The organism is Streptomyces sp. NPDC031670, assembly GCF_055580545.1.
Genome location: NZ_JBVILC010000002.1, coordinates 644,665 through 668,316, shown reverse-complemented (window position 1 = coordinate 668,316; position 23,652 = coordinate 644,665). Strand labels below are relative to the sequence as shown.

Here is a 23,652-nt window from a genome sequence, read left to right as displayed (position 1 = left end):
GGTGGCACGGGGGGCCGAATCGGGAAGGTTCCGGCCCTTGCTCCGATCGGGGGGCACACCGTGCGGAACAACCCCCTTCTGAATTGACTCCGGCTCAACTATGTTCGTACCTCGTCGGGGTGTCGGGTCCGGCCACCCGACTGTCAGGGCGGGGAGTCTCCGGGGGGAGACGTCATTACCGGGGGAACGGTTATGCATATTCAGGACTCTCATTGGCAGTCCGCCGTCGTCGCGTCGGCGGACGGCAATGGTCGCGCGGGCGGTGGTGGGAGCGCTTCCGCTTCCCGCTCCGCGCCGCTGCGCGTGGACGCCCAGCGGAATCTGGAGCACGTGCTGCGCGCCGCGCGCGAGGTGTTCGGTGAGCTGGGGTACGGGGCGCCGATGGAGGACGTGGCCCGTCGCGCGCGCGTCGGCGTGGGCACGGTCTACCGGCGCTTCCCGAGCAAGGACGTGCTGGTACGGCGGATAGCCGAGGAGGAGACCGCGCGCCTCACCGACCAGGCGCGCACCGCGCTGGGCCAGGAGGAGGAGCCCTGGTCGGCGCTCTCCCGGTTCCTGCGCACCTCGGTGGCGTCGGGCGCCGGACGGCTGCTGCCGCCGCAGGTGCTGCGCGTCGGGGTGGACGTGGAGGGCGAGGAGCCGGCGGTCGTCGCCACCGGACCGGTGCCGGTGCCGACGCCGGTGGAGCCACTGGACGCGGCGGGCGTCGCTCCCGAGGTGCGGGTGCCGCAGCAGCGTCAGGCCGGGCTGCCCGGCGGGTCCGTCGTGCCCGACCTGCGGGTCGTCGAACAGCGCACGGCCGCGCCGGACGAGCTGGACGACCCGGGGGCGGTCGAGCTGCTCGCGGTGGTCGGACAGCTGGTGGACCGGGCGCGCGAGGCGGGTGAGCTGCGGGGCGACGTGACCGTGGCCGACGTGCTCCTGGTGATAGCCACGGCGGCGCCGTCGCTGCCCGATCCCCACCAGCAGGCCGCGGCTTCGGCCCGGCTCCTGGACATCCTCCTCGAAGGCCTGCGTTCGCGACCGGTCTGAGACGCGGCCCGCGGCCACGGACCCGCCCCCGTTCGGGGCGGGTTCCCCTAACGGGTGGTTGACAGCGGGCGGGCTCCTGGGGTGTGGGGCTCTGTGGGACGCTTGGCCCGTGGTCGGGTCTGAGTGTGCTGACGGGGGCTTCCGCGATGAGCGTTGAGGGGCGGGACGAGCTCGGCGACAGCAGCGGTACCCGGCCCGAGGGCGCGCCCTCCGCGCAGGTGCCGGGGCAGGCGGGCCGCGCGAGCCGGCCGGGCGCCGACAGCGGGCCCGGCGGCACCGTGCTGCCCGGGCCGTGGGGCCCGGCGCGGGAGCCCGAGGCCCCCGCCGACGACCCGGCCGACCCGAGTGACCCGAGTGACCCGGCCGACCCGAGTGACCGGGCCAACTGGGCCGATCCGAGCGGCCCGAGTGGCCCGGCCGACCCGAGCGTCGCGGCCGACCCGAGCGGCCCGAAGGTGCCTGCCATCGGGCCGAAGGTGCCTACCGTCGGCCCGAAGCCACCTACCACCGATCCGATGACGCCTACCAACGGACCGGCGGCACGTACCACCGGCCCGGCTGCGACCACCGCCGGCCCGATGGCGACCACCGTCCCAACGACGCTCACCACCGACCCCGCAGAGACCGTGCCCGGTGTTCCGCAGCAGCGTGAGCGGGTCACCGGCGGTGGGTCCGCCGCCGCCGACGCCGAGCTCATCCAGCGGATGCGCGCGGGCGACGACTCCGCGTACGAGGAGCTGTTCCGCCGCCACTGCGACGCGGTGCGCCGGTACGCCCGCAGCTGCTGCCGGGACGCGCACACCGCCGACGACCTCACCGCCGAGGTCTTCGCCCGTACGCTCCAGGCGGTGCGCGGCGGCGCCGGGCCCGAGCAGGCGGTGCGCGCGTATCTGATGACCACCGTGCGCCGCGTCGCCGCGTCCTGGACGAAGACGGCCAGGCGCGAGCAGTTGGTCGAGGACTTCGCGCTCTTCGCCGACCAGGCCGCCCGTACCTCGGACGGCAGGGACGACGACACGGTCGACCTCGGCGCGGACGTCCGGGCGATGCACGAGGCCGAGCAGTCGCTGGCGATGCAGGCCTTCCGGTCGCTGCCGGAGCGGTGGCAGGCCGTGCTGTGGCACACCACCGTCGAGGAGGAGTCGCCCAGCGAGATCGCCCCGCTGTTCGGGCTCTCCGCCAACGCCACGGCGGTCCTCGCCAGCCGGGCCCGCGAGGGTCTGAAGCAGGCGTATCTCCAGGCGCATGTCTCCACCGCGCTCACCGAGGGCGGCGACTGCGCCCGCTACGCCGACCGCCTCGGGGCGTACGCGCGCGGTGGGCTGCGGGTGCGGGCCGAGCGGGGCCTGAGCAAGCACCTGGAGGAGTGCGCCAAGTGCCGGGTCGCGGTCGTCGAGCTCAAGGACGTCAACGCCGGGATCCCCGCGCTGCTGCCGGTCGCGGTGGTCGGCTGGTTCGCCGCCGGGTACTCGCTCAAGGCCGCGGGACTCGTGGCGGGAGGCGCCGCCGGTGCGGCGGGTGCCGGTGCCGCCGCGGCGGCCACCGGCGGGAGTTCGTCCGGGGGCGCGGCCGGCGGGGCCGCCGCCTCCGAGGGGCTCGGCGGGGCCGCCAAGGCGGGTATCGCGGCGGCGGTAGCCGTGGCAGTGGCCGCGGGCGTGGTCTTCGCGCTCACCGGCGGCGAAGGCAAGCCGGTCGCCAAGCCCGCTGCCGAGCCGCCCGCCGTGGTGCCGGCGGCGCCCCACGCGCCACCGCCCTCCCCCGCGCCCAAGCCCCCGGCGCCGCCCGCGCCCGTACCCCCGCGGGCCAAGCCCGTGCCCAAGCCCGCGAAGCCCGCGCCGCCCAAGCCCCGGCCGAAGCCGAAGCCCAAGCCCCCGGCGCCCAGGCCGACACCGAAGCCCACGCCGCCCAAGCCCACCCCGCCCCCCGTACCGCCACCGCCCCCGGCGGCGGCCTACCAGGTCAACCGCCTCCAGTACGGCACGTTCGGCGACCACAGCGGGCCCGAGGTGCGGTTCGGGTCCTCCAGCTGGCTCTGGCAGCGCTGGGGCCTGGCGATCGACGGCCGGTCGTACAGCCACGGCGTGACCGTGCACGCCCGCTCCGCCGTGACCATCGACCTCAACCGGCAGTGCTCCAGCTACGACGCGTTCGCCGGGGTCGACGACCTGACCATGGGCCTGGGCGCGGTGCGGTTCTCGGTCTACGGGGACCGGACGCTGCTGTGGCGCTCGCCCGTGATGCACGGCGGGGACCCGGCGGTGCCGGTCCACGCCGACCTCACCGGCCACCGCACGATCCGCCTGGTGGTCGCCCCGCACACGCCGTTCGGTTCGGTGGCGCTGGCGGACTGGGCGAAGTCGGTCATCAACTGCCGTTGAGCGACCGCGGGCAGGCGTCAGTCCCCGCGACCGCCGTGGACGACGTCTTCCAGCACCCGCGCGACCTCCGGCGCGGTGAGCGCGGAGCCCGCCGCGCGCTGCTCCTCGTAGGCGGAAGGGCCGAGCTCGTCACGCAGGCGGGTGCGCAGGGCGTCCAGGGCCGTGCGGTCCGGGACCCACAGCGGGATTCCGGCGCGCCAGGCCTCGGCGGCGGCCAGCACCCGAACGGCGAGCACGGGTTCCCCGAGATCGGGCAGGAGCCGCGCGGCGCCCTCCGCGAAGTGGGCGAGGAGGATCTCGGCGCAGCCCGCCGCGTCGGCGTTGCGCAGTGCCGAGGCCAGTCCGCGTACGCCGGTGGCCGGTCCCCTCTCCTCGGCCGCGATGCGCGCGTCGAGCCCCTCCAGGACGGCGCTGAAGTGCGGCGGCGGGGTGGTGCGGGCGCTCTCCGCGTGGCCCGCGTCGCACTCCGCGCGCGCGGTGGCCGTGTCGCCGGTGTCCAGCGCCATGCAGCCGCGCAGATAGTGGATGTAGGAGCGGGTGTCGAAGACGCCGTAGCGGATGGCCTCCGCCTCGGCCTCTTCGAGGATCTTGGCGCCGCCGGCCAGGTCGCCCGCGCGGTAGGTGAGTTCGGCGATACGGGCGAGCAGGAACGGCGCCTCGGCGTTGGCGCCCACCTCGCGGGCGAGGCCGAGCGCCTCCTCGTACTCGGGCCGGGCGAGCGCCGGGAGCCCGCGCATCATCGCGGCCTCCCCGGCGGCGCTGGCCACCTGGGCGCGCATCCAGCGGTCACCGACGCGGCGGCTCAGGGTCCGCAGCTCGGCGAGGTCGCCGTCGATGTCCCAGACACCGCCGGGCATGTCGATGACCATGTGCGTACGGAACATGAGGCTGACGCCGATCTCCCATTCGCCGCCGTACTCGCGGCAGTTGGCGACGACGGAGTCGACGCATTCGCGGACCTCCGCGGTGGTGCGGGTGAGGAACGCGGCGAACGGCCACAGCAGCCCGGGGAAGCGTGCCGACTCCGGCCCGCCGGGCGCGAACGCGTCGCGCAGCCGCTCCATCTCCGCCAGGGTCTCCGGCCGGCGCAGCCGCTCCGCCGCGCCGGACTCCTCCAGCAGGAAGATCCGCAGCAGCGCGAGCCGCGTCCGGGGCCAGTAGCGCGGGTCCTCGGGCCCTTCGGCGGCCTCCTCGCACGCGAGGACGCGGTCCACCCATGCCACCGCCTCGGCGCGGTAGTTGCGCAGCCACCAGAACCAGCCCATGGCGAGAGCGATGTCGCGGGCCCCGGCGGGATCGGAGCCCGCGGCGGTGGTGGTGCGCTGCAGCGCGGCCCGGATGTTGTCCAGCTCGCGCTCCAGTCGGCGGATCCAGGCGAGCTGCCCGTGCGAGCGCAGCAGCGGGTCGGCCTCCTGGACCAGTTCGCGGTAGTACGCGGTGTGGGCGCGGGCGGCGTCGTCGAGCAGGTCCGGGGTCTCGGCCGCGCGCTCGGCGGCGTACTCGTGGATGGTCTCCAGGAGCCGGTAGCGCATCTGGCCGGTGTCCGGCTCGGGGGCGGCCACCACCAGGGACTTGTCGACCAGCGCGGCGAGGTCGTCGGTCGGGCCGCACACCGCCTGGGCGGCGGCCAGGTCCCAGCCGCCGGCGAAGACGGAGGCGCGGCGCAGCACCGCGCGCTCGCCCTCGTCGAGCAGTTCCCACGACCAGTCGACGACCGCGCGCAGGGTCTGCTGGCGGGGCAGTACGGTCCGGCTTCCGCTGGTCAGCAGGCGGAAGCGGTCGTCGAGGCGGTCCGCGATCTGGCGCGGGGCGAGCAGCCGCAGCCGGGCGGCGGCCAGCTCGATCGCCAGCGGCAGCCCGTCGAGCCGCCGGCAGATCTCGGCGATGGCCTCGGGGTCGTCGGCCGGGTCGAAGTCGGGCCGTACGGTACGGGCGCGCTCGGTGAAGAGCCGGTACGCGGGGTCGGGCGGCAGCGGCTCGACCGGGCGGACCCGCTCGCCGGGCACCCCGAGGGGCTCACGGCTGGTCGCCAGGACGCGCAGGCCCGGGCAGCGGGTCAGCAGCGTCTCCGCGAGGCGGGCGGCGGCGTCGACGACGTGCTCGCAGTTGTCGAGGACGAGCAGGGCGGGGGCGGCGGCGAAGTGGTCGACGAGCCGGGCGAGGGGGTCGTCCGGGTGCGGCTGCCCGTCCCGTCCGAGCAGGGTCGTCTCGCGCAGCCCGAGCGCGGAGACGACGGCTCCGGGGACGGCGTCCGGGTGGTCGAGCGGGGCGAGCTCCACGAGCCAGGCGGGGCTGTGCGCGGCGGCCTCCTCGGCCAGCCGCGTCTTGCCGGAGCCGCCGGGCCCGGTGAGGGTGACGAGCCGGTGCGCGGCCAGGTCCTGCCGGATGGCGGCGAGTTCGGGCTCGCGGCCGACGAAGGAGGTGAGCCGGGGCCGCAGATTGCCCCGCGCCTCGGGAACGGGGTTGAGCAGTTCCCGGTGGAGGGCGGCCAGTTCGGGGCCGGGGTCGGTGCCGAGGGAGTCCGCGAGGGTGCGGCGGGCGGTCTCGAACGCCAGCAGGGCGTCGGCCGTACGCCCCTCGGCGCGCAGGGCGCGGATGAGCTGCGCGTGCAGGGGTTCGTCGTACGGGCGGGTCTCGATCAGCGCGGTGAGCTCGGCGGGGAGGTGGGCGGTGGCGCCGCGCCGCAGGTCCGCCTCGATACGGCCGCGCAGGGCGTCGAACCGGCGCGCCTCCGGGCGGGATGCGGACGCGGTGCGGTCGGGGAGGTCGGCGAGGGCGGGGCCGCGCCACAGGGCGAGGGCGGTGCGCAGGGTCTCGGCGGCGGACTCGGGGTCGCCGTCGGCGAGCTGGCGTTCGCCGGTGCGGGTGCGGTGCTCGAAGGCGAACAGGTCGACGTCCTTTTCCGGCGCGTCGACGGCGAGCCGGTAGCCGCCGGCCTCGGAGACGACGGCGTCACGGCCGATCGTGCGGCGCAGCCGGCCGATGAGGGCCTGGAGGGCGGCGGGGGCGTCGTGCGGGGGGTCTTCGGGCCAGATCTCGTCGATGAGGGTGGTGGGTGGGAGGGGGGTGCGGTGGTTGGCGTGGGCGGCGAGGGTGGTGAGGAGGGCGCGCAGACGGGGCCCTCCTAGGGGGAGGGGGTGGCCTTGGTCGTCTTGCGCCTCTGTGGCGCCCAGGATTCGGTACCGCACGGGGTCATTGTGTCTCGCCCTCTCTCCGCCTGCGGCGGGCTTTTTCCCCACCCCGCCCCTTCCCGTAAGCCCTGGGCGGGCGGCCGGGGGTTCGTGTGCGGGTGGGTGGCGGGCCGGTCGCGCAGTTCCCCGCGCCCCTGACTGCCCAGGGGCGCGGGGAACTGCGCGAGCAACCCTCCACGGTCCGCGGGCGAAAGAAGCGGGGGTGCGGGGGCCGCAGGCCCTACGCGCGGAGTGGCGGGCGGGAGCGCGTTACCCCGCCGGCCACCGCCCGCTGCTTCGGCGCAGCCGCCCCCGTCCAGCACGTGCCCCGGCGCGACAGCAGCCGCCGCAGCCACAGCTCCGTGGAGATCAGGTCCGCCAGGCCGTCCAGCGGCAGGCGTTCGCCCGCCGCCGCGGCCCGCAGGGCGCGGCGGACCGTGCGGGCCTCGATCAGGCCCGCGTCCGCGAGCAGCGGGGCCTCGAAGAGCGCGATCAGGGGGTCGATCGCGCGGCGCAGACCCGCGCGGGCCGCCGCCGTGGACGAGGCGTGGGACGTCGCGCCCCAGCCGGGCGGCAGGTCCCGTACCCCGGACCCCGCCAGGACCGCCCGCAGGATCGCCGCCCGCGCTCCGGGCTGCACCCGCACCGCCTCGGGCAGGGCGCGGCACGCCCGTACCACCTGGTTGTCCAGGAACGGCGCGTGCAGCCGCTGGCTGCGGATCTCGGCGGCCTGCTCCAGGACGCGGTGGTCGGCGGCGTACCGCGCGAGGGCCGCGCGGGCCCGTGCCTCGCCGGGGCGCAGCACCGTCGCGGGGCGCGTCGCCGAGGCCATCAGCCGGATCGATACTTCAGCCAGCGCCTCCCCGGTGAGCCACCGCGCGGCCGGCCCGGGCCGCGTCCAGGCCAGGGACGCGAGCGAGGCGTCGAGCGGGGTCTCGGCCGCCGCGCCGACGAGGTCCGCGTCGCGCCGCAGCCGCTCGGCCGCCGACTCGATGCCCGTCCGGTACGGCGTACGGGCGAGGCGGCGCGCCGCCCGGTACACGGTGAGCGGGACGAAGAGGGAGTTCGCGGAGGGGCCGCCCGCCTTGGCCAGCGCCGCCGCGGGGCGCAGCAGATGGCGCCGCTGCCGGTCCATCAGCAGATCGGCCAGGCGCGCCGGATGGGCGTCCAGGACCTGGCGCGCCCCACTGCCGGTGAAGTGGTCCGCGCTGCCCGCGGTCAGCCGGCGGCGGTGGCGCTCCGCCATGACCAGGGAGGGGCCCGGCTCGTCGGTGAGCGGTCCGGCGAGCTCCGCGTAGGGCAGGGCCTCCTCGTCGCCGGTCACCACCACGTGGTGCAGCCGGGGGTTGGCCGCGATCGCCCCGGCCCGCTCCACCTCGGCCTCGGCGCGGCGGCCGGGCACGGCGAGGTCGTTGAAGGTCACCGCGAGGAGCCGTTCGCCGGCGCCGGTGCCGTGGCCGAGCACCGTGCCGGGGTTGCCGGGCAGCCCGGCGGCGAGCAGCGCGAGGGTGGCCGAGGCCGGACCGCCCGAGAGGTCGGCGCCGATACCGGGGGCCGGGCCCCCGCGGGCGGCGCGCCGCTCGGCGGGGCCCATGCCGGGCACCGGTCCCGGGTCCGGCGGCAGGGTCTCGGGGGCGTGGCGCGGCGCGGTGAGCCGGGCCCGCACCGCCGCGACCAGTGCCTCCCGTACGCCGTTCACCGCGCTCTCCTCGTCGACCTGGGCGGCGGCGACGGCGAGCGAGGCCATCGGCTCGTACCCGGTGATCTCCCGCGATCCCTCACGCAGGACGAGCGCGTGGCCGGGCGGGATGCGCCGCACTCCCACGTAGGGGGTGGAGTCGCCGAGCGCCTCGGGTACGTCGGGGCAGGCGAGCAGCGCCGCCAGGTGGCCGATGTCCAGCTGGGCTTCGATGAGGTCGGCGAGCGGCAGGGCGGCCGTGGCGTACGCGGTGCCGCTCGCCCAGGGCGTGTAGAAGACGGGGCGGGCGCCGGCCAGGTCACCGACGACGGTGACCCTGCGGCCGACCTGGGCAACGGCCGTATAGCTGCCCGGCCATGCCGACAGGTGCCGCAGCGCGCCCCCGCGTGCCGCGAACAGTCCTACCCGCAGCTCCTCGTCGCTGGCGGCGCAGCAGCCCAGTACCGCGAGCCGGGTGTCCGCCCCCACGCTGACCACGCGGATCTCGTCGGGGCGCCAGTCGCCGACCGCCCACAGCGGGTCGGGGTCGCCCCACAGCAGCTGGGAGCCGACCGGATGCACCGTGCGCCCCTCCTCGGGCGCGCCCAGGGCGCCGGCCGTACCGATGGCACCGAACCTCGCGGCGACACTGCTCCAGCCCACCAGCCACCGCATCGCCGCCTCCACAGCCTGTGGACAACCCGCCGCCCGCGCCGACAGAACCGGGACCAGCCACAGGCAGGCGGTTCTGAGGTCGCTCGGGACCATGCTGCCATGACAATGGCGTGCGGGAGGGGCCTCGGGGTAGCGCGCGCAAAAAGTGAACGCGCTCCCATGGATGGCCGATTGACAGCTCCCCAGCGGCGCGGAAGCGGCGTTTCCGGGTGAGAGGGGACCATCGCTTTTCGGCCAACTTCACCCCGGGCGCGCGTGGCGGACGCCCCGGAGCGGGCATGAAACGGGCAGCGGAGCCGGCACACGGGACCCCCAGTCCGGGAGGCGCTGTCCGCCTCCCGGACCGGTCCGCCGCCCGCGGGGATTGAGGCGACGGTGTCCCCCAGCCCACTGGAACCAGTTCAGCGGGCCGACCCACGCACCTGACATGGAAGCGCTTCCCGCTCCGCGCGGGCCAGAGCGCACGCACCGCGCACGGCCACACACCCGGAGCACGCGCCCCGGGGCCCAACTCGTCCGTGCGGAGAGCAATCCCGCCATCCGGAACGCCGCCCCTTAACGGTCGGGATGCGGCGAACTACGCTGGGTGCACTGCTGTTCTCCGCGGGCGGCATATTCCTGGGGGCTCGGCCACACGAGTGTGCGGCCGGACGGACCCGGGGCGCCGCCCCGGGGGACGCCGTCTGTGTCGAGGGGTGGCGCATGTCCAGGGAGCAACGCGGGCCGAACGAGAAGCTCGGCACCGTTCTCGCCCTCGCGGGAATCAGCAACGCCGGACTGGCCAGAAGGGTCAACGACCTCGGTGCGCAACGCGGTCTGACCCTTCGTTACGACAAGACATCGGTGGCCCGCTGGGTCTCCAAGGGGATGGTCCCCCAGGGCGCCGCGCCCCATCTGATCGCGGCGGCCATCGGCGCCAAGCTCGGCCGCCCGGTGCCGCTGCACGAGATAGGACTCGCCGACGCCGACCCGGCGCCCGAGGTCGGTCTGGCGTTCCCGCGCGACGTGGGCGAGGCGGTCCGCTCCGCGACCGAGCTCTACCGGCTCGATCTCGCCGGGCGGCGGGCGGGCGGCGGCATCTGGCAGTCGCTGGCCGGATCCTTCGCGGTGACCGCGTACGCGACCCCGGCCTCCCGCTGGCTCATAACCCCCGCCGACTCGTCGGTGGCGCGCGACCACGACGGGGCGGCCGGGACACCCCTGAAGGTCGGCCACAGCGATGTGGCCAAACTGCGCGAGGCGGCCGAGGACGCCCGCCGCTGGGACTCCAAGTACGGCGGCGGGGACTGGCGTTCGTCGATGGTCCCCGAGTGCTTGCGGGTGGACGCGGCCCCGCTGCTGCTCGGTTCGTACTCGGACGAGGTCGGCCGGGGGCTCTTCGGGGCGACCGCCGAGCTGACCCGGCTGGCCGGCTGGATGGCCTTCGACACCGGCCAGCAGGAGGCCGCACAGCGCTACTACATCCAGGCGCTGCGCCTCGCGCGCGCGGCGGCCGACGTCCCGCTGGGCGGCTATGTGCTCGCCTCCATGTCGCTCCAGGCCACCTACCGGGGCTTCGCCGACGAGGGCGTGGACCTCGCGCAGGCCGCCGTCGAGCGCAACCGGGGCCTGGCGACCGCCCGCACCATGAGCTTCTTCCGGCTCGTCGAGGCACGCGCGCACGCGAAGGCGGGCGACGCGCTCGCGGCCGGCGCCGCGCTCAAGGCCGCCGAGTCGTGGCTGGAGCGCTCTCGGGACGGCGACGCGGACCCCTCCTGGCTGGGCTTCTACTCGTACGACCGCTTCGCGGCGGACGCGGCCGAGTGCTACCGCGATCTGAAGGCCCCGCGCCAGGTGCGCCGCTTCACCGAGCAGGCGCTGTCGCGCCCCACCGAGGAGTTCGTGCGCTCGCACGGCCTGCGGCTCGTGGTCTCGGCGGTGGCCGAGCTGGAGTCGGGCAATCTGGACGCCGCCTGCGCCGCGGGCACGCGCGCGGTGGAGGTCGCCGGACGGATCTCCTCGGCGCGCACCACCGAGTACGTACGGGACCTGCTGCACCGCCTGGAGCCCTACGGGGACGAGCCGCGCGTCGTGGAGCTGCGGGAGCGGGCCCGGCCGCTCCTGGTGGCCCCGGCGTAGATCACTTCCGCCACGGGTTTACCGGCGTTGTCAGTGGGCCAGTGCACTATCTGGGGTGGGAGGTGTGGTGGTGACCGCGTACGACTGTGACGTGCTGGTGATCGGCGGCGGGATCGTCGGTCTGTCGACGGCGTATGCCCTCGCCCAGGCGTCGCCCGGCACCCGGGTGACCGTCCTGGAGAAGGAGGCCGGCCCCGCCCGCCACCAGACCGGCCGCAACAGCGGGGTGATCCACAGCGGGATCTACTACCGCCCCGGCTCCCTCAAGGCGCGGTACGGGGTGCGGGGAGCCGCCGAGATGGTGGCGTTCTGCGCCGAGCAGGGCCTGCCGTACGAGGTGACCGGCAAGCTCATCGTGGCCACCGACCGCACCGAGCTGCCGCGGCTGCACGCCCTGGTCCAGCGCGGCCGGGAGAACGGCATCCCGGTGCGCGAGCTGGGCCCGGCCCAGATCGCGGAGTACGAGCCGGAGGTCCAGGGCCTCGCGGGGATCCACGTCGCCACCACCGGCGTCTGCGACTACCCGGCGGTGGCGGCCCGGCTGGCCGAGCTGTCCGGAGCGGAGATCCGGTACGGGACGGAAGTCGTGCGGATATCGCGCCGCCCCGACTCGGGTGTGGCCGTGCGCACCTCGACCGGGGCGGTGCTCCGGGCCCGGGCGCTGGTGAACTGCGCGGGGCTGCACTGCGACCGGGTGGCCCGGCTTGCCGGGGACGACCCGGGGATGCGGATCGTGCCGTTCCGGGGCGAGTACTACGACCTGGCGCGGCCCGGCCTGGTCAAGGGCCTGGTGTATCCGGTGCCGGACCCGGCGTTCCCCTTCCTCGGGGTGCATCTGACCCGGGGGATCGGCGGCGGCGTCCACGTCGGGCCGAACGCGGTCCCGGCCGCGGCCCGCGAGGGCTACGACTGGCGTACGGTCCGCCCCGCCGAGCTGGCCGCGACCCTGAGCTGGCCCGGCACCTGGCGCATCGCCGCCCGCCACTGGCGGTACGGAGCGGGCGAGATCCACCGCTCGCTCTCCCGCCGCGCCTTCACCGAGGCGGTCCGCCGGCTCCTCCCCGACGTCCGGGACGAGGACCTCCGCCCCGCCCCGTCCGGTGTGCGCGCCCAGGCGGTGCTGCGCGACGGCACCCTGGTCGACGACTTCCTCATCCGCGAGGCCCCCCGCACGATCCACGTCCTGAACGCCCCGTCCCCGGCGGCCACCGCGTCCCTGCCGATCGGGCGTGAGGTGGCCCGGCGGGCGCTCGGGGTGCTGGGGGCGGCGCGGGTGCAGCGACCGCCGGCGGGCCGCGGCACGTAGAATCGGCTCATTGTGTCTGAGCTGCCGCCCCCCGCCCCCGCCCGTCGCCCCAAGGGCGAGCCCCGGTTCCCCGGGGGTCCCGTCGCCGACCCCGCCGGGTCCCACCATGAACGGCGCATCCGCAGTTTCCAGCCGCGCCGCAGCCGGGTGACCACCGGCCAGGGCGAGTACCTGGAGCGGCTGTGGCCCCTGTGGGGTCTCGACATCGACGGGCGCGGCACGCTCGACCTCGACGAGATGTTCGGCGGGCTGCCAGTCGTCCTGGAGATCGGCTTCGGGATGGGCGAGGCGACCGCGGAGATGGCCGCCGCCGACCCCGGCACCGGCATCCTCGCCGTCGACGTCCACACCCCCGGCCAGGGCAACCTCCTCGGCCTCGCCGAGCGCGGCGGCCTCAGCAACATCCGGGTCGCCAACGGCGACGCGATCATCCTGCTGCGCGAGATGCTGCCGCCCGAGTCGCTGGACGGACTGCGCGTCTACTTCCCCGACCCCTGGCCCAAGAAGCGCCACCACAAGCGCCGCATCATCCAGCCCGACTTCCTCACGCTGGCCGCGCCCCGGCTCAAGCCCGGCGCCCTGCTGCACTGCGCCACCGACTGGGAGCCGTACGCCGAGCAGATGCTTCAGGTGCTGAACGCGCACCCCGCGTTCGACAACACCCAGGCGGACGGCGGCTTCGCGCCCAGGCCCGCGTTCCGGCCACTCACCCGCTTCGAGGGACAGGGCCTGGACAAGGGCCATGTGGTCCACGACCTGCTCTTCACCCGCGCTGCCGAGCTGCCCTCCGCCTGACGGCGACCCCACGCACCGTCGCGGATTGTCCGTACCCCTCGTTAGGGTCGTCTGGTGTCGTCCGAGTCGCTTCCGCAACGCCAGCCGCCCGGCCCGCTCCAGCCGGTCCCGGAGCGCGGCGCCGAGCCGCGGTTCGACGCCGTGCCGGAGCGCGCCAAATGGCGCTACCGGCCGCGGCGCGACTTCTGGCGCTCCAGGGCGTTCCGGGCCGGCGCGCTGATCACCCTGCTCGCCCTGTGCGGTCTGGTGATCCTCGCGATCGTGCGGGACCAGACCGGCACCGAGGGGTTCCTGGTGGGGCTCGCGCTCGCCGTGCTGCCGGTGCCGCTGCTGGCCAGTGCGTTCCGCTGGCTCGACCGGGTGGACCCGGGTCCCTGGCGCAACCTGCTGTTCGCCTTCGCCTGGGGGGCGTGCGCCGCCGCGCTGGTGGCGATCATCGCCAACTCGTTCGCGACCAAGTGGATAGCCACCGCGACCGCCGACCCGTCCTCGGCCGACCACCTGGGCGCGACCGTGATCGCGCCGGTCGTCGAGGAGAGCGCCAAGGCCGCCGCCGTGCTGCTGCTGTTCCTGTTCCGCAGACGGGACTTCAAGGGGATAGTCGACGGCGTCGTCGTGGCGGGCTTCACCGCGACCGGCTTCGCCTTCACCGAGAACATCCTGTACCTGGGCAACGCCTTCGGCGAGGACCAGGTCAGCCACACGGCCGGGCTCTCCTCGACGACCGCGGCGACGTTCTTCGTCCGGATCGTGATGTCGCCGTTCGCGCACCCGCTGTTCACGGTCTGCACCGGCATAGGCTTCGGGGCCGCGGCGCTCGCGGCCCCCGGCCGGCGCGGACGCCGGATCGCTCTGCCGGTGCTCGGCCTGCTGTCAGCGATGGGGATGCACTCGCTGTGGAACGGCTCGTCGTCCTTCGGGACGTACGGCTTCTACCTGGTCTACGCCGCGTTCATGGTGCCGGTCTTCGGCCTGCTGACCTGGCTGGCGGTGTGGAGCCGCCAGCGCGAGCTGCGCACCGTCGCGGCGGAGCTGCCCGCGTACGCGGCGGCGGGCTGGCTCGGCCCCGCCGAACCGCTGGCGCTCTCCTCGATGCGGGCCCGTTCGATGGCCCGCGACTTCGCCCACCGCACCTTCGGGGGCAAGCGGGCGGCGCGGACGGTCGCGGAGTACGAGGCGTTCGCGACGGCCCTGGCGTTCCTGCGCCGCCGGGCCCGCCGCTCCGAGGCCGGGCCGGACTTCACCGCCCGCGAGCAGGAGCTGCTGCACCACCTGTGGGCCCGCCGGGAGGTGGCCGGCCCCGCGCTGCTGTACGCGGCGGGCGCGGCGGGCCGCATCTGGATCCCGCAGCAGCCCTACCCGTACGGCCACCAGGCGGCCTCCTACGGAAACCAGCACCCGTACGGCCACGGCCAGTCCCCGTACGGGCAGGGTCAGCCCCCGTACGGGCAGGGCCAGACCCCCTACGGCAACCAGGCCGCCCCGTACGGCCAAGGCCAGAACCCGTACGGCGACCAGCCCCCGTACGGCTACGGCCAGGCCCCCTCCCCCTACGACCCCTACCGGCGCTGAGCCCTACGCCGAGGCGGTCTTCAGCTCGCTGAGCTCCGCGTCCGTGAGCTCCAGGTCCGCGACCGCGAGGAGCGCGGGCAGCTGCTCGACGGTCCGGGCCGAGGCGATCGGGGCGACCACGGTCGGCTGCGCGGCGAGCCAGGCGAGCGCCACGCTCGCGGGCTCGGCGTCGTGCGCCCGCGCGACCCGGTCGAGCGCGGCCAGCACCTTCACGCCCCGCTCGGTGTCCAGGTGCTTGGCGGCGCCCCCGGCCCGCGGGCTGTCCACGACCTGGCCGGGGCGGTACTTGCCGGTGAGGAAGCCGGCGGCGAGCGAGAAGTACGGGACGGCGGCCAGGCCCGAGCGGCCGGCGGTGTCCTGGAGCGTGCCCTCGTAGGTGCCGCGCGAGACCAGGTTGTAGTGCGGCTGGAGGGCGACGTACTTGGTCAGGCCCTCGCGGTCGGAGAAGTCCAGGGAGTCCTGGAGCCGCTCGGGGGAAATGTTGGAGGCGGCGACCGCACGCACCTTGCCGTCCTTCACCAGCTGGTCGAGGGCGGTGACGATCTCCTCGACGGGGACGGACTCGTCGTCGAAGTGCGTGTAGTACAGGTCGATGTAGTCGGTGCCGAGGCGGCGCAGCGACTCCTCGGCGGCGGCCTTGACGGTGGGGGCCGCGAGGCCCTTGAACGCGGGGTGCCCGCCGCCCTTGGTGGCGAGCACGACGTCCTCGCGGTTGCCGCGCGCCGCCAGCCACCGGCCGATGATCCGCTCGGACTCGCCGCCCTCGTTGCCCGGCGCCCACGCGGAGTACACGTCGGCGGTGTCCACGAAGTTGCCGCCCGCCTCGGTGTACGCGTCGAGCACCGCGAACGAGGCGGCCTCGTCGGCGGTCCAGCCGAAGACGTTGCCGCCCAGGGCGAGCGGGAAGACGGACAGGTCGGAGGAGCCGAGCGGGCGCAGAGAGGTCATGGAGGGTGAACGGAGCGGCGGGGCACGGCTATTCCGCACCCCCGCAACCCCCGGGCCGCGCGCGGGTCAGGGGGTGAGGCCCTTGGACCGCAGCCACGTCATCGGGTCGACGCCGGTGCCGTCCGGGGTGTGCACCTCCAGGTGCAGATGCGGGCCCGTCACATTGCCGGTGGCGCCGACGCGGCCGATCGTCTCGCCCGTCGTCACCTTCTGCCCGGCGCTGACCGCGATGGAGGACTGGTGGCAGTACCAGAGCTCCGAGCCGTCCTCCAGCTCGACGACCGTGCGGTAGCCGTACGAGCCGGACCAGCCCGCGGACTTGACCGTGCCGCCGTGGACCGCCTTGAGGGGGGTGCCGGTGGGGGCGGCGAAGTCGAGGCCGGTGTGGTGGCCGGAGGACCACATCGAGCCGGCCTCGCCGAAGGTGGAGGTGATCGTGTACGAGGCGACCGGGAGCGAGTAGCTCTTGGCGAGCTCGGCCAGCCGCTCCTCCTCGGCCTTCTTCGCGGCGGCCTCCTCGGCGGCCTTCTTCGCCGCCTCGGCCTTCTGCCGGGCGGCGCTCTGCGCGGACTTCGCCTCGGCCGCCGCCTGCTGCGCCGCGGTCTTCTCGGCGGCTGCCCTCGCCTCGGCCTCGGCGTTGTTCTGCTGCTGCTCGGCCTGCTGGAGGATGCGGGCGCGCAGGGCCTCACCGGCGCCCGTGGCGCCCTGTTCGGCGGCGGCCCGGGAGACGCCCGCCATGGTGAGGGGCGCGTCGGCGACGGATCTGTCGGCCCGGGCGGCCGGAGAGGCGTCGCCGGTGTCGTCGCCCGTGTCGTCGCCCGCGATGTCGGCGATCAGTGCGCCGACGCCCGGCAGGGACTTCACATCGGGGAGATTGTCCGCGACGGAGTCGGGCAGGGATATGGAGACCGGCGGCTTGGTCTGCGCACTGGCCATGCCGCCCGCGCCGACGGCCGCGATGACGCCGACGCCGAGGACGGTGGAGCTGCGGGCGAGGCCGCCGCGCTGCTTGATGACGCGGTGCCGGCCGCGCACCGAGGCCACGGACTCCTCCGTGGGGTTCCACTCCTCCCACACGCCGGTGTCGCTGGGCGCGGTCCCGTACGGGGTGACGGGGGGAAGCGGCGGGGTGCCGAGGGCAGGCTCGTTGGACGCCACGGGGGCGCTCCTTTCCTTCCTTCTCGCCTACCGGGTCAGCGGTGGGGGGTCCCCCCTGCTCCTTGAGAGCTTGGGGGAGGATTCGGAGCAGGAAGGTCTCCTACGGGCACCTTTTCGACGGTACGAAGGTGCTCGATTCACCCCAGGTGGTGGTTCCCCGGTTCCCTTGCGGAATTCGGCGCGTGCGCACGGTGCCGCCTCTACGACGGCTGGGACGACCGCGCTGCGTTATCGAACGTTAATAGACAGGCGGACCGGATTCCAAGCCGTTCCGGGCAATCGCCCGGGACAGCCGCTGATGGTGCGTCAATTCCGGTGCGTAAGGACGCCGTTCGGCCACGGACGGTCACGGCACCACCGGCATCGTCCGCCGCCGCTCCGGCTGCCCCGCCGCGGGCCGCCCGACCGCCAGCAGCGCCATGTCGTCGTTCGCGCCCCCGCCCGTATGTCTGCGCACATCGTCGACGAGCGCGTCCAGGACCTGTTCCGGCCCCGGGAAGATCCGGCCGCGCAGCCGCTCGTGCGGGTCGTAGAAGACCCCGGGCGGCTCCACCGAACGCGCCTCGGAGAGGCCGTCCGTGTAGAGGAGCAGCGTCGCCCCGAGCGGGAAGGGGTAGGTGTCCGCCCGGTCCGGCCACACCCCGAGCTCCGCCATCCCCAGCGGCAGCGCGGGGTCGGACGGGGTGAGCGCGTCGAGCGCCCCGTCGGCGTGGAGGAGCAGCGGTTCGGGGTGGCCCCGGTTCACCAGCCGTACGGTCGTGGCGCCGTGCGGGATCTCGGCGAGCACGGCCGTGGTGAACCCCTCGAAGGCGTCCAGACCGTCGCGCCGGGTGCCCTCGCGGGTCAGCGCGCGCTCCAGCCGCCCGGCCACCGCCTCCAGCGTCGTCTCCTGCTCGGCCGCCTCCCGGAACGCCCCGATCACCACGGCCACCGCCTCGACCGCCTCCAGCCCCTTGCCCCGGACGTCCCCGACGACCAGGCGCACCCCGTACGGCGTGTCCTGGACGGCGAAGAGGTCCCCGCCGATGAACGCCCCGGCCTGGGCCGCCTCGTACCGCGCGGCCACCTGGAGGCCGCCGATCCGCGCGGCGGGCCTGGGCAGGACGGCGCGCTGGGCGGTCTCCGCGATGACCCGCGCCGAGGCCAGGCGTTCGCCGCTGCGGCGCAGCATGCGGTTGGTGAGCAGGGCCAGGGCGCCGACGGTGGTGACGGTGAACAGTTCGCTGACCGCCTCCCCGGTGCTGGGGATGTCGTGGAGGTACTCGGTGAGCAGCACCGCCCCGACCGCGGAGGTGCTCGCGACGGCGGTGCCGAGGGGGCCGAAGAAGGGGGCCGCGATCAGCGGGGCCGCGGCGAACAGGGCCGCCGCGGTCAGATCGGGCGGGGTCGCCACGTCGAGGACGACCCCGGCAACGAGCAGCAGCGCGGGCAGGGCACGCACCAGGGCCGGGCGCCGGGAGCCCTCCCGGCCGCCGCCGTCCGATCGCTGCCGCACCCGTGGTCTCCCGCCCGTCCGCAGGCCGCCGGCGTTCCCGCGCGCCCCACTCAGGGTGCCGGGCCCGGCGGCCCGCCGCGAACGCTCCTCGGCCAACCGGGTGCGCCGCGCGCCCCTCAGTGCCGGTCGGCGCCCGTGCCGATCAGCCGCGCCCGGCAGCGGCGGGGCCCGGGCCGGCCGTGGACGCAGGCCCCCCGGGCGTGGCGCCGGACCGCCGGACCGCCGGGCACGGCGGCGGCGGCGCCCCTGGCGTGCGAGGGCGCGGAGATCCAGGGCGCGACAGGAGACAGGGGCCGTGACAGCGGCAGGGAGAGGCACATCAGCAGCGCGCACAGGGCGAGGAACAGCGGCACGGCGGGCGTCCCGCGCCGCGTCGCCGCTCGCAGCAGTCCATCCACGCGCTCGCGCATAGCAATCGCGAGACTACTGTACGTACCCAAGTCGGCGGGACAACGGGACAGGCCCGGGACAGGCCCGGGACATGCCGAAGGCCCGGCACATTCGCATGTGCCGGGCCTTGGGACTTCAGTAGCGGGGACAGGATTTGAACCTGCGACCTCTGGGTTATGAGCCCAGCGAGCTACCGAGCTGCTCCACCCCGCGTCGGTAAACACAACTGTACGGCATGCCGGACGGTGCTCCGTACCGCTTTACGGACGGCGCCGCGCTCAGGCCGACCAGTGGCCCCGGGAGGCGGCCAGCACGAAGCCCGGGCCGAAGCCGATGATCAGGCCGGACTGCCGGTCGCCGGGGGCCTGCGCGAAGGTGCGGGCCAGCACGTCGAGGACGGCCGAGCCGCCCAGGTTCCCGTTGGCGGCCAGGCTCGCCCAGGCGTGCCGCAGGGCGCCGTGGTCGCGGTCGCCGTCCAGGCCGAACCCGGCGGCGGCGTCCTGGAGGACCCGGGGGCCGCCGGGGTGGACGACCGCGAACTCCAGGGCCCTGCCGCTGCCACCGAGCCAGGCGCGTACCGCCGGGAGGCTGTCGTTGAGCGCGGCGGTGGCGGCGGTGGTGGAGTCGAAGTGCAGCCCGGCCCCCGAGAGACGGCCCCGGTAGCGGTCGAGGCTGTCGGGCAGGACGTACTCGAACGTGTCCTCGATGACGAAGCTGGGCCCGCTCCAGGCCGGGGTGTCCGAGACGACGACCGCGCCCGAGCCGTCCCCGAAGAGCACCTTGTAGATCATCGACTCCCGGCTGGTGTCGGTGTGGTTGTACGTGGCCGTCGACAGGCACTCCGCGACGACGACCAGGACGTGCGAGCCCGGGTGGGCGGCGATGTCCTGGTCCGCTCTGACCAGCCCGTGCGCGCCGCCCGCGCAGCCGACGGTCGCCATGGGGACACGGCGTACGTCCGGGCGCAGGCCGAGTTCCCGGACGAGGGCGACATCGAGGGACGGCACGGTCCAGGAGGTGGTGTGGCTGGTGATCAGACAGTCGATGTCACCGGGGGCGAGGCCGGCGTGGGCCAGGGCCTGCCGCCCGGAGCGGACCGCGAGTGCCAGGGCGTCCTCGTAACCCGCTCTGTTCCGCTCCTCGACAGTGGCATTTCCGGCCACGGTCGGGGCGTGCAGCGGGCGGGTGAAACGACGGGTGCGGACGGTGGTCGCGCGGGCTATCCGAAGGTGCGCCTCCAGCCGGGGCCGATCGGGGTTGGCACGCCGAATGTCCGCGCAGATCTCATCCGTTGCGATGACGTGGTCAGGCAGGGCAACGGCGGGGAGGGCTATGTGAGCGGGCACGAGTGGCTCCCTCGGAGGACCAACGGGCGGGAGCTCAACTTAACTGAGGCGGCTGGAATTCGTTCCTGGGAATGTGCACGGAGCTCAGCCGGAAGGAGTCGTTCCGAGGGGGCCCCGCCGGTCGGTCACGCCGGTCGCGCGCTCAGCTCGTCAGCGGCGCGCTCAGCACCGGATGGCGGCTCACGAGCGAGGCGCCCGGGGAGTAGAGGAGCAGCATCACCCGGGCCCCCGGCGAGGTGACCGGCTCGGCCACACAGGTGGTGACCCAGCCGGGGCCGTACCGGCTGTGGTGGATGGGCCGCTCCGAGCCGTCCGGGTACGGGATCGGGGTGTCCCCGGCCTCCCGGTAGAGCGGACCCGCGACCGGGTCGGCCTGCACCTCGGCCTCCAGGCGCCGCAGCTCCGCGTGGTTGGGCCGCATCTCCACACCGTGCCGCAACTGCGGCAGCACCATCGGCGCCCAGCGGTCCGCCCAGTCGGTGAGGACGTCCTCGCGCGCCCGCGGGTCGAGGGTCATCCACCGCATGGTGTTGGCGGGGACCTGACCGCCCGGGAAGAGCTCGGCGAACTCGTCGTTGTGGGCGAGCAGGTTCCAGGCGGCGTCGGTGATGTACGCCATCGCCCCGTCGATCTGCTCGACGACCCGCTGCCAGACGCCCGGCACCGACATCCCGGAGTCGCGGTGCAGGGTGTACGGCGGGTACTCGCGCCGGGTCAGCCGCCACAGGTACGTCCACTCCTGCTCGTTGAGGCGCAGGGCGCGCGCCACGTTCGTCAGGAACTCGGCGGTGGGGTTGAGTTGCCCGTTCTCGAACCGGTTGTAGGTGCCCGGGGTGCGCTCCAGCAGGAGGTCCATCTGCTCCTGGCTGAGCCCGGCGACCCGTCGCCCCGGCCCCGCCTGGCGCGGCGGGAACCCGGCGGATTCCGGGTGGATGGCGGCGCGCCGCTCCTGGAGGAGCGTCTTGAGGGACATGCGGTCACGGGCGGCGAGCGGCGGCAAGGCGGGACCTTCGTTCACGGGGGGACGGGGACGAACGGCTGTCGCGGCGGCGGAACGAACGACGGGGCCAGGACCGCCCGGGACGGCCTGCCGCGTGCGACCTGATGCGACGTGTCGTGACCTGATGCGACCTGTGCGACCTGATGCGACGTGAGGGGCTCTGACGTGTGGCGGCGCTCTCCTGTCCCCGGGGCCGAATGTTGATGGCTGGATCATTATCTGCAATTCGGCCCCCTGGAAAGGGGGCGGGGTGCCCCTCCACACTGTTGCGCACGAAGCCCCTACGGGCCTCGTGCGTATCGACCCAGGTGAAAGCGGTTGCTCGGTGTTCTTCACGGGACGCCGCTCACCAGGGGCGCGGCGGCTGTCCCTGTGCCGCGGGGACGACCGGCGTACGCATACCCAGGACAGCGGCCGGTGTCGACAATCGCCAATTCGTCGCGTCCTCGACACCGGCCGCCCGCGGCGCGCCGGAGAGCAGCATTCCCCCGTCTCCGGCCAGCCCCGGCATGCGGGCCGGGGTTGAGACGGCCGGCGCCGTGGAGCCCGCCCCCGGGCGGCCCCACGGCGCCGGCCGTGTGCGTGCGCGGGGCCGTCGCGCGCGCGGGAGGCCGGCCCGGCGCCCTCCAACTACCCGCCCAATGGCGCCGCCCCCGAACCGAGCCCGGCCACCGGCCGTCCGGACACAGCACAGCGCCCCGCCCGAGGGAACCCGGGCGGGGCGCTGGAGCGCAGGTCAGAAGGGCTAGCCCCTCCCCCGCGACCGGTAGGCCATGTCGGACTCGAACCGACAACCAACGGATTAAAAGTCCGCTGCTCTGCCAATTGAGCTAATGGCCCCTGGCATACCGCACCCCCGCAGCATAGCCCGACAGTGCCCGGCAGCCGATCGGGTATCGGGTGCCGGGCCTGTTGCGGCCCGTTCGGGACTCTTCGTGGCCGGTATGCGCAGGTCACGACGGACGGTGCGGGCGGGCCCGCGGGAGCCGGGGCCGGCGGGTCAGCGGGAGTCGGGGCCGGGCGGGCGCAGGAACCAGTGGCGGGCCGACGCGAACCACCACACCGCCGCGAAGCCCAGCACCACCAGCACCGCGACCGGCGCGTAGTTGAAGTTCTTCCATGTCACCGGGGACAGCTGGGGCAGCATGAACAGAACCGTGATCAACGCCACCCACGCCACCGCCGCCACGCCGACCGGGCGGGACCAGCGGCCCAGCTGCCAGGGGCCGGGGGTGAACGCGTCGCCTTTGAGCAGCCTCAGCAGCGTCGGGATCACATACGCGATGTACAGGCCGATCACCGCGATCGACGTCACCGCCGCGTACGCCGTCACATTGATCAGATACGGCAGGCCCAGCGCCAGCGCGCCCACCGTGGCCAGCCAGACCGCCGCCACCGGGGTGCGGGTGCGGGGGCTCACCGTGTGCCAGACACGGGAGAACGGGAGCGCGCCGTCACGCGAGAACGCGTAGATCATGCGGGAGTTGGCCGTCACCGACGCCATCCCGCAGAACAACTGCGCCCCGATGACCACCAGCAGGAGCAGCTTCCCCGCCGTCGCCCCCAGCGCGTCCAGGAGGATCTGGGCGGGCGGCGCGCCGGTCGCCGAGCCGAGCTCGTCGTCGTACGACTGGATGGCGTAGGTGAAGCCGAGCAGGAGCACGAAGCCCGCTATCCAGGACGTCCAGATCGAGCGCACGATCCCGCGCGGGCCCGCCGTGGCGGCGTCGTGGGTCTCCTCCGTCATGTGCGCGGAGGCGTCGTAGCCGGTGAAGGTGTACTGCGCCATCAGCAGGCCGATCAGGACGACGTAGAAGCCGCTGCCCCAGCCGGTGTTGTTCACGTAGTGGGTGAACACGAACCGCGTGGAGCGGTGGTGGTCCGGGGTGAACGCCAGTGCGCCCGCGATCGCCGCCACGCCCAGCACGTGCCACCACACGCTCACGCTGTTGAGGAGCGCCACGATCCGTACGCCGAAGGTGTTCAGCAGGCCGTGCAGGAGCAGGATCGCCGCGAAGAGCGCGATCGTACGGCCGGGGGTCACCTCGAAACCCCACTGGAGGTTCAGGTACGCGCCCAGGAACGACGCCGCCCCGAAGTCGATCCCGGCCGTCACCGCGACCTGGCCCAGCACGTTGAACCACCCCGTGAACCACGCCCACGCCGCCGCGCTGCGCTCCGGCGCGAGGCGGTGCGCCCAGAAGTACAGGCCGGCCGAGGTCGGGTACGCCGAGCAGATCTCGGCCATCGACAGCCCGACCAGCAGGGTCATCAGGCCCACTCCGACCCAGCCCCAGGTGATCAGGGCGGGGCCGCCGGTGTTCATGCCGAACGCGTACATCGTCAGACAGCCGGAGAGCACCGAGATGATGGTGAACGAGACGGCGTAGTTGGCGAAACCGGACATCCGGCGCGCCAGCACCTGGGTGTAGCCGAGCTGTGCCAGCCGCTCTTCGTCGGACGCCGCCGCGCCGGTCGTGTGCACCGCGCCGCCCGCCGGACCGAGATCCTCCGGAGCCCCGTGGGCATCCGGATTCGTACTCGCGTCACTTGTCATGCCCCCAGCGATTCCCTCGCGGAGGGCCGGACAT

15 protein-coding genes, 2 tRNA genes and 1 riboswitch are annotated in these 23,652 nt (G+C 74.7%); of the genes, 6 read left to right on the top strand and 11 right to left on the bottom strand.

The window, feature by feature from the left end; translation table 11 throughout:
• The first annotated feature begins 192 nt into the window (after window positions 1–192).
• The gene (locus tag ACZ5ID_RS07095; protein WP_468894158.1) at window positions 193–1,032 is read left to right on the top strand and encodes a TetR/AcrR family transcriptional regulator; all 840 of its coding nucleotides are present in this window, start codon (window positions 193–195) and stop codon (window positions 1,030–1,032) included.
• Between the two features lie 146 nt (window positions 1,033–1,178).
• Window positions 1,179–3,410 carry a sigma-70 family RNA polymerase sigma factor gene (locus ACZ5ID_RS07090; protein ID WP_468894156.1) on the top strand — a complete coding sequence of 744 codons (2,232 nt, stop codon included), beginning with the start codon at window positions 1,179–1,181 and terminating at the stop codon, window positions 3,408–3,410.
• Window positions 3,411–3,427: 17 nt separating this feature from the next.
• Here ACZ5ID_RS07090 and ACZ5ID_RS07085 read toward each other — a convergent pair whose 3' ends face one another.
• Both ACZ5ID_RS07085 and ACZ5ID_RS07080 read right to left on the bottom strand, forming a co-directional pair.
• Complete coding sequence (locus ACZ5ID_RS07085) at window positions 3,428–6,598, bottom strand: AfsR/SARP family transcriptional regulator (protein WP_468894154.1); 3,171 nt, start codon at window positions 6,596–6,598, stop codon at window positions 3,428–3,430.
• 223 nt (window positions 6,599–6,821) lie between these two features.
• Window positions 6,822–8,933 carry an asparagine synthase-related protein gene (locus tag ACZ5ID_RS07080; protein ID WP_468894152.1) on the bottom strand — a complete coding sequence of 704 codons (2,112 nt, stop codon included), beginning with the start codon at window positions 8,931–8,933 and terminating at the stop codon, window positions 6,822–6,824.
• 702 nt (window positions 8,934–9,635) lie between these two features.
• Between ACZ5ID_RS07080 and ACZ5ID_RS07075 the strand changes: the two genes are divergently transcribed.
• From ACZ5ID_RS07075 to ACZ5ID_RS07060, 4 genes are all read left to right on the top strand, one after another.
• Window positions 9,636–11,051, top strand: coding sequence for an MFS transporter (locus tag ACZ5ID_RS07075; RefSeq protein ID WP_067162776.1), 1,416 nt, complete (start codon window positions 9,636–9,638; stop codon window positions 11,049–11,051).
• A gap of 70 nt (window positions 11,052–11,121) precedes the next feature.
• A complete protein-coding gene (lhgO, locus tag ACZ5ID_RS07070) occupies window positions 11,122–12,357 on the top strand; it encodes an L-2-hydroxyglutarate oxidase (RefSeq protein ID WP_468894149.1) in 1,236 nt (411 codons plus the stop codon).
• Between the two features lie 12 nt (window positions 12,358–12,369).
• Window positions 12,370–13,152 (top strand): tRNA (guanosine(46)-N7)-methyltransferase TrmB, encoded by a 783-nt coding sequence (trmB, locus tag ACZ5ID_RS07065; protein ID WP_468894147.1) that lies wholly within the window; start codon window positions 12,370–12,372, stop codon window positions 13,150–13,152.
• A gap of 54 nt (window positions 13,153–13,206) precedes the next feature.
• Window positions 13,207–14,724, top strand: coding sequence for a PrsW family intramembrane metalloprotease (locus ACZ5ID_RS07060; RefSeq protein ID WP_468894145.1), 1,518 nt, complete (start codon window positions 13,207–13,209; stop codon window positions 14,722–14,724).
• A 3-nt stretch (window positions 14,725–14,727) separates the two neighbouring features.
• Here the strand turns inward: ACZ5ID_RS07060 and ACZ5ID_RS07055 are convergent, their stop codons facing one another.
• From ACZ5ID_RS07055 to ACZ5ID_RS07015, 9 genes are all read right to left on the bottom strand, one after another.
• Window positions 14,728–15,672, bottom strand: a complete 945-nt coding sequence (locus ACZ5ID_RS07055; protein WP_468894143.1) for an aldo/keto reductase — start codon at window positions 15,670–15,672, stop codon at window positions 14,728–14,730.
• A 66-nt stretch (window positions 15,673–15,738) separates the two neighbouring features.
• On the bottom strand, window positions 15,739–16,830 hold the full coding sequence (locus tag ACZ5ID_RS07050) for a M23 family metallopeptidase (RefSeq protein WP_468894142.1): 1,092 nt from the start codon (window positions 16,828–16,830) through the stop codon (window positions 15,739–15,741).
• 9 nt (window positions 16,831–16,839) lie between these two features.
• Window positions 16,840–17,021, bottom strand: a riboswitch (cyclic di-AMP (ydaO/yuaA leader).
• Window positions 17,022–17,176: 155 nt separating this feature from the next.
• A complete protein-coding gene (locus ACZ5ID_RS07045; protein WP_468894238.1) occupies window positions 17,177–18,379 on the bottom strand; it encodes a PP2C family protein-serine/threonine phosphatase in 1,203 nt (400 codons plus the stop codon).
• Window positions 18,380–18,441: 62 nt separating this feature from the next.
• Entirely contained in the window at window positions 18,442–18,735 is a 294-nt protein-coding gene (locus tag ACZ5ID_RS07040) for a hypothetical protein (RefSeq protein ID WP_468894140.1), read from the bottom strand.
• A gap of 119 nt (window positions 18,736–18,854) precedes the next feature.
• A tRNA-Met gene (locus ACZ5ID_RS07035) sits at window positions 18,855–18,928 on the bottom strand.
• A 65-nt stretch (window positions 18,929–18,993) separates the two neighbouring features.
• A complete protein-coding gene (locus ACZ5ID_RS07030) occupies window positions 18,994–20,061 on the bottom strand; it encodes a PhlD (RefSeq protein ID WP_468894138.1) in 1,068 nt (355 codons plus the stop codon).
• A 142-nt stretch (window positions 20,062–20,203) separates the two neighbouring features.
• Complete coding sequence (locus ACZ5ID_RS07025) at window positions 20,204–21,079, bottom strand: helix-turn-helix domain-containing protein (RefSeq protein WP_468894136.1); 876 nt, start codon at window positions 21,077–21,079, stop codon at window positions 20,204–20,206.
• Between the two features lie 749 nt (window positions 21,080–21,828).
• Window positions 21,829–21,901, bottom strand: a tRNA-Lys gene (locus ACZ5ID_RS07020).
• A 160-nt stretch (window positions 21,902–22,061) separates the two neighbouring features.
• The gene (locus ACZ5ID_RS07015) at window positions 22,062–23,618 is read right to left on the bottom strand and encodes an amino acid permease (RefSeq protein WP_468894134.1); all 1,557 of its coding nucleotides are present in this window, start codon (window positions 23,616–23,618) and stop codon (window positions 22,062–22,064) included.
• Window positions 23,619–23,652 lie beyond the last annotated feature (34 nt).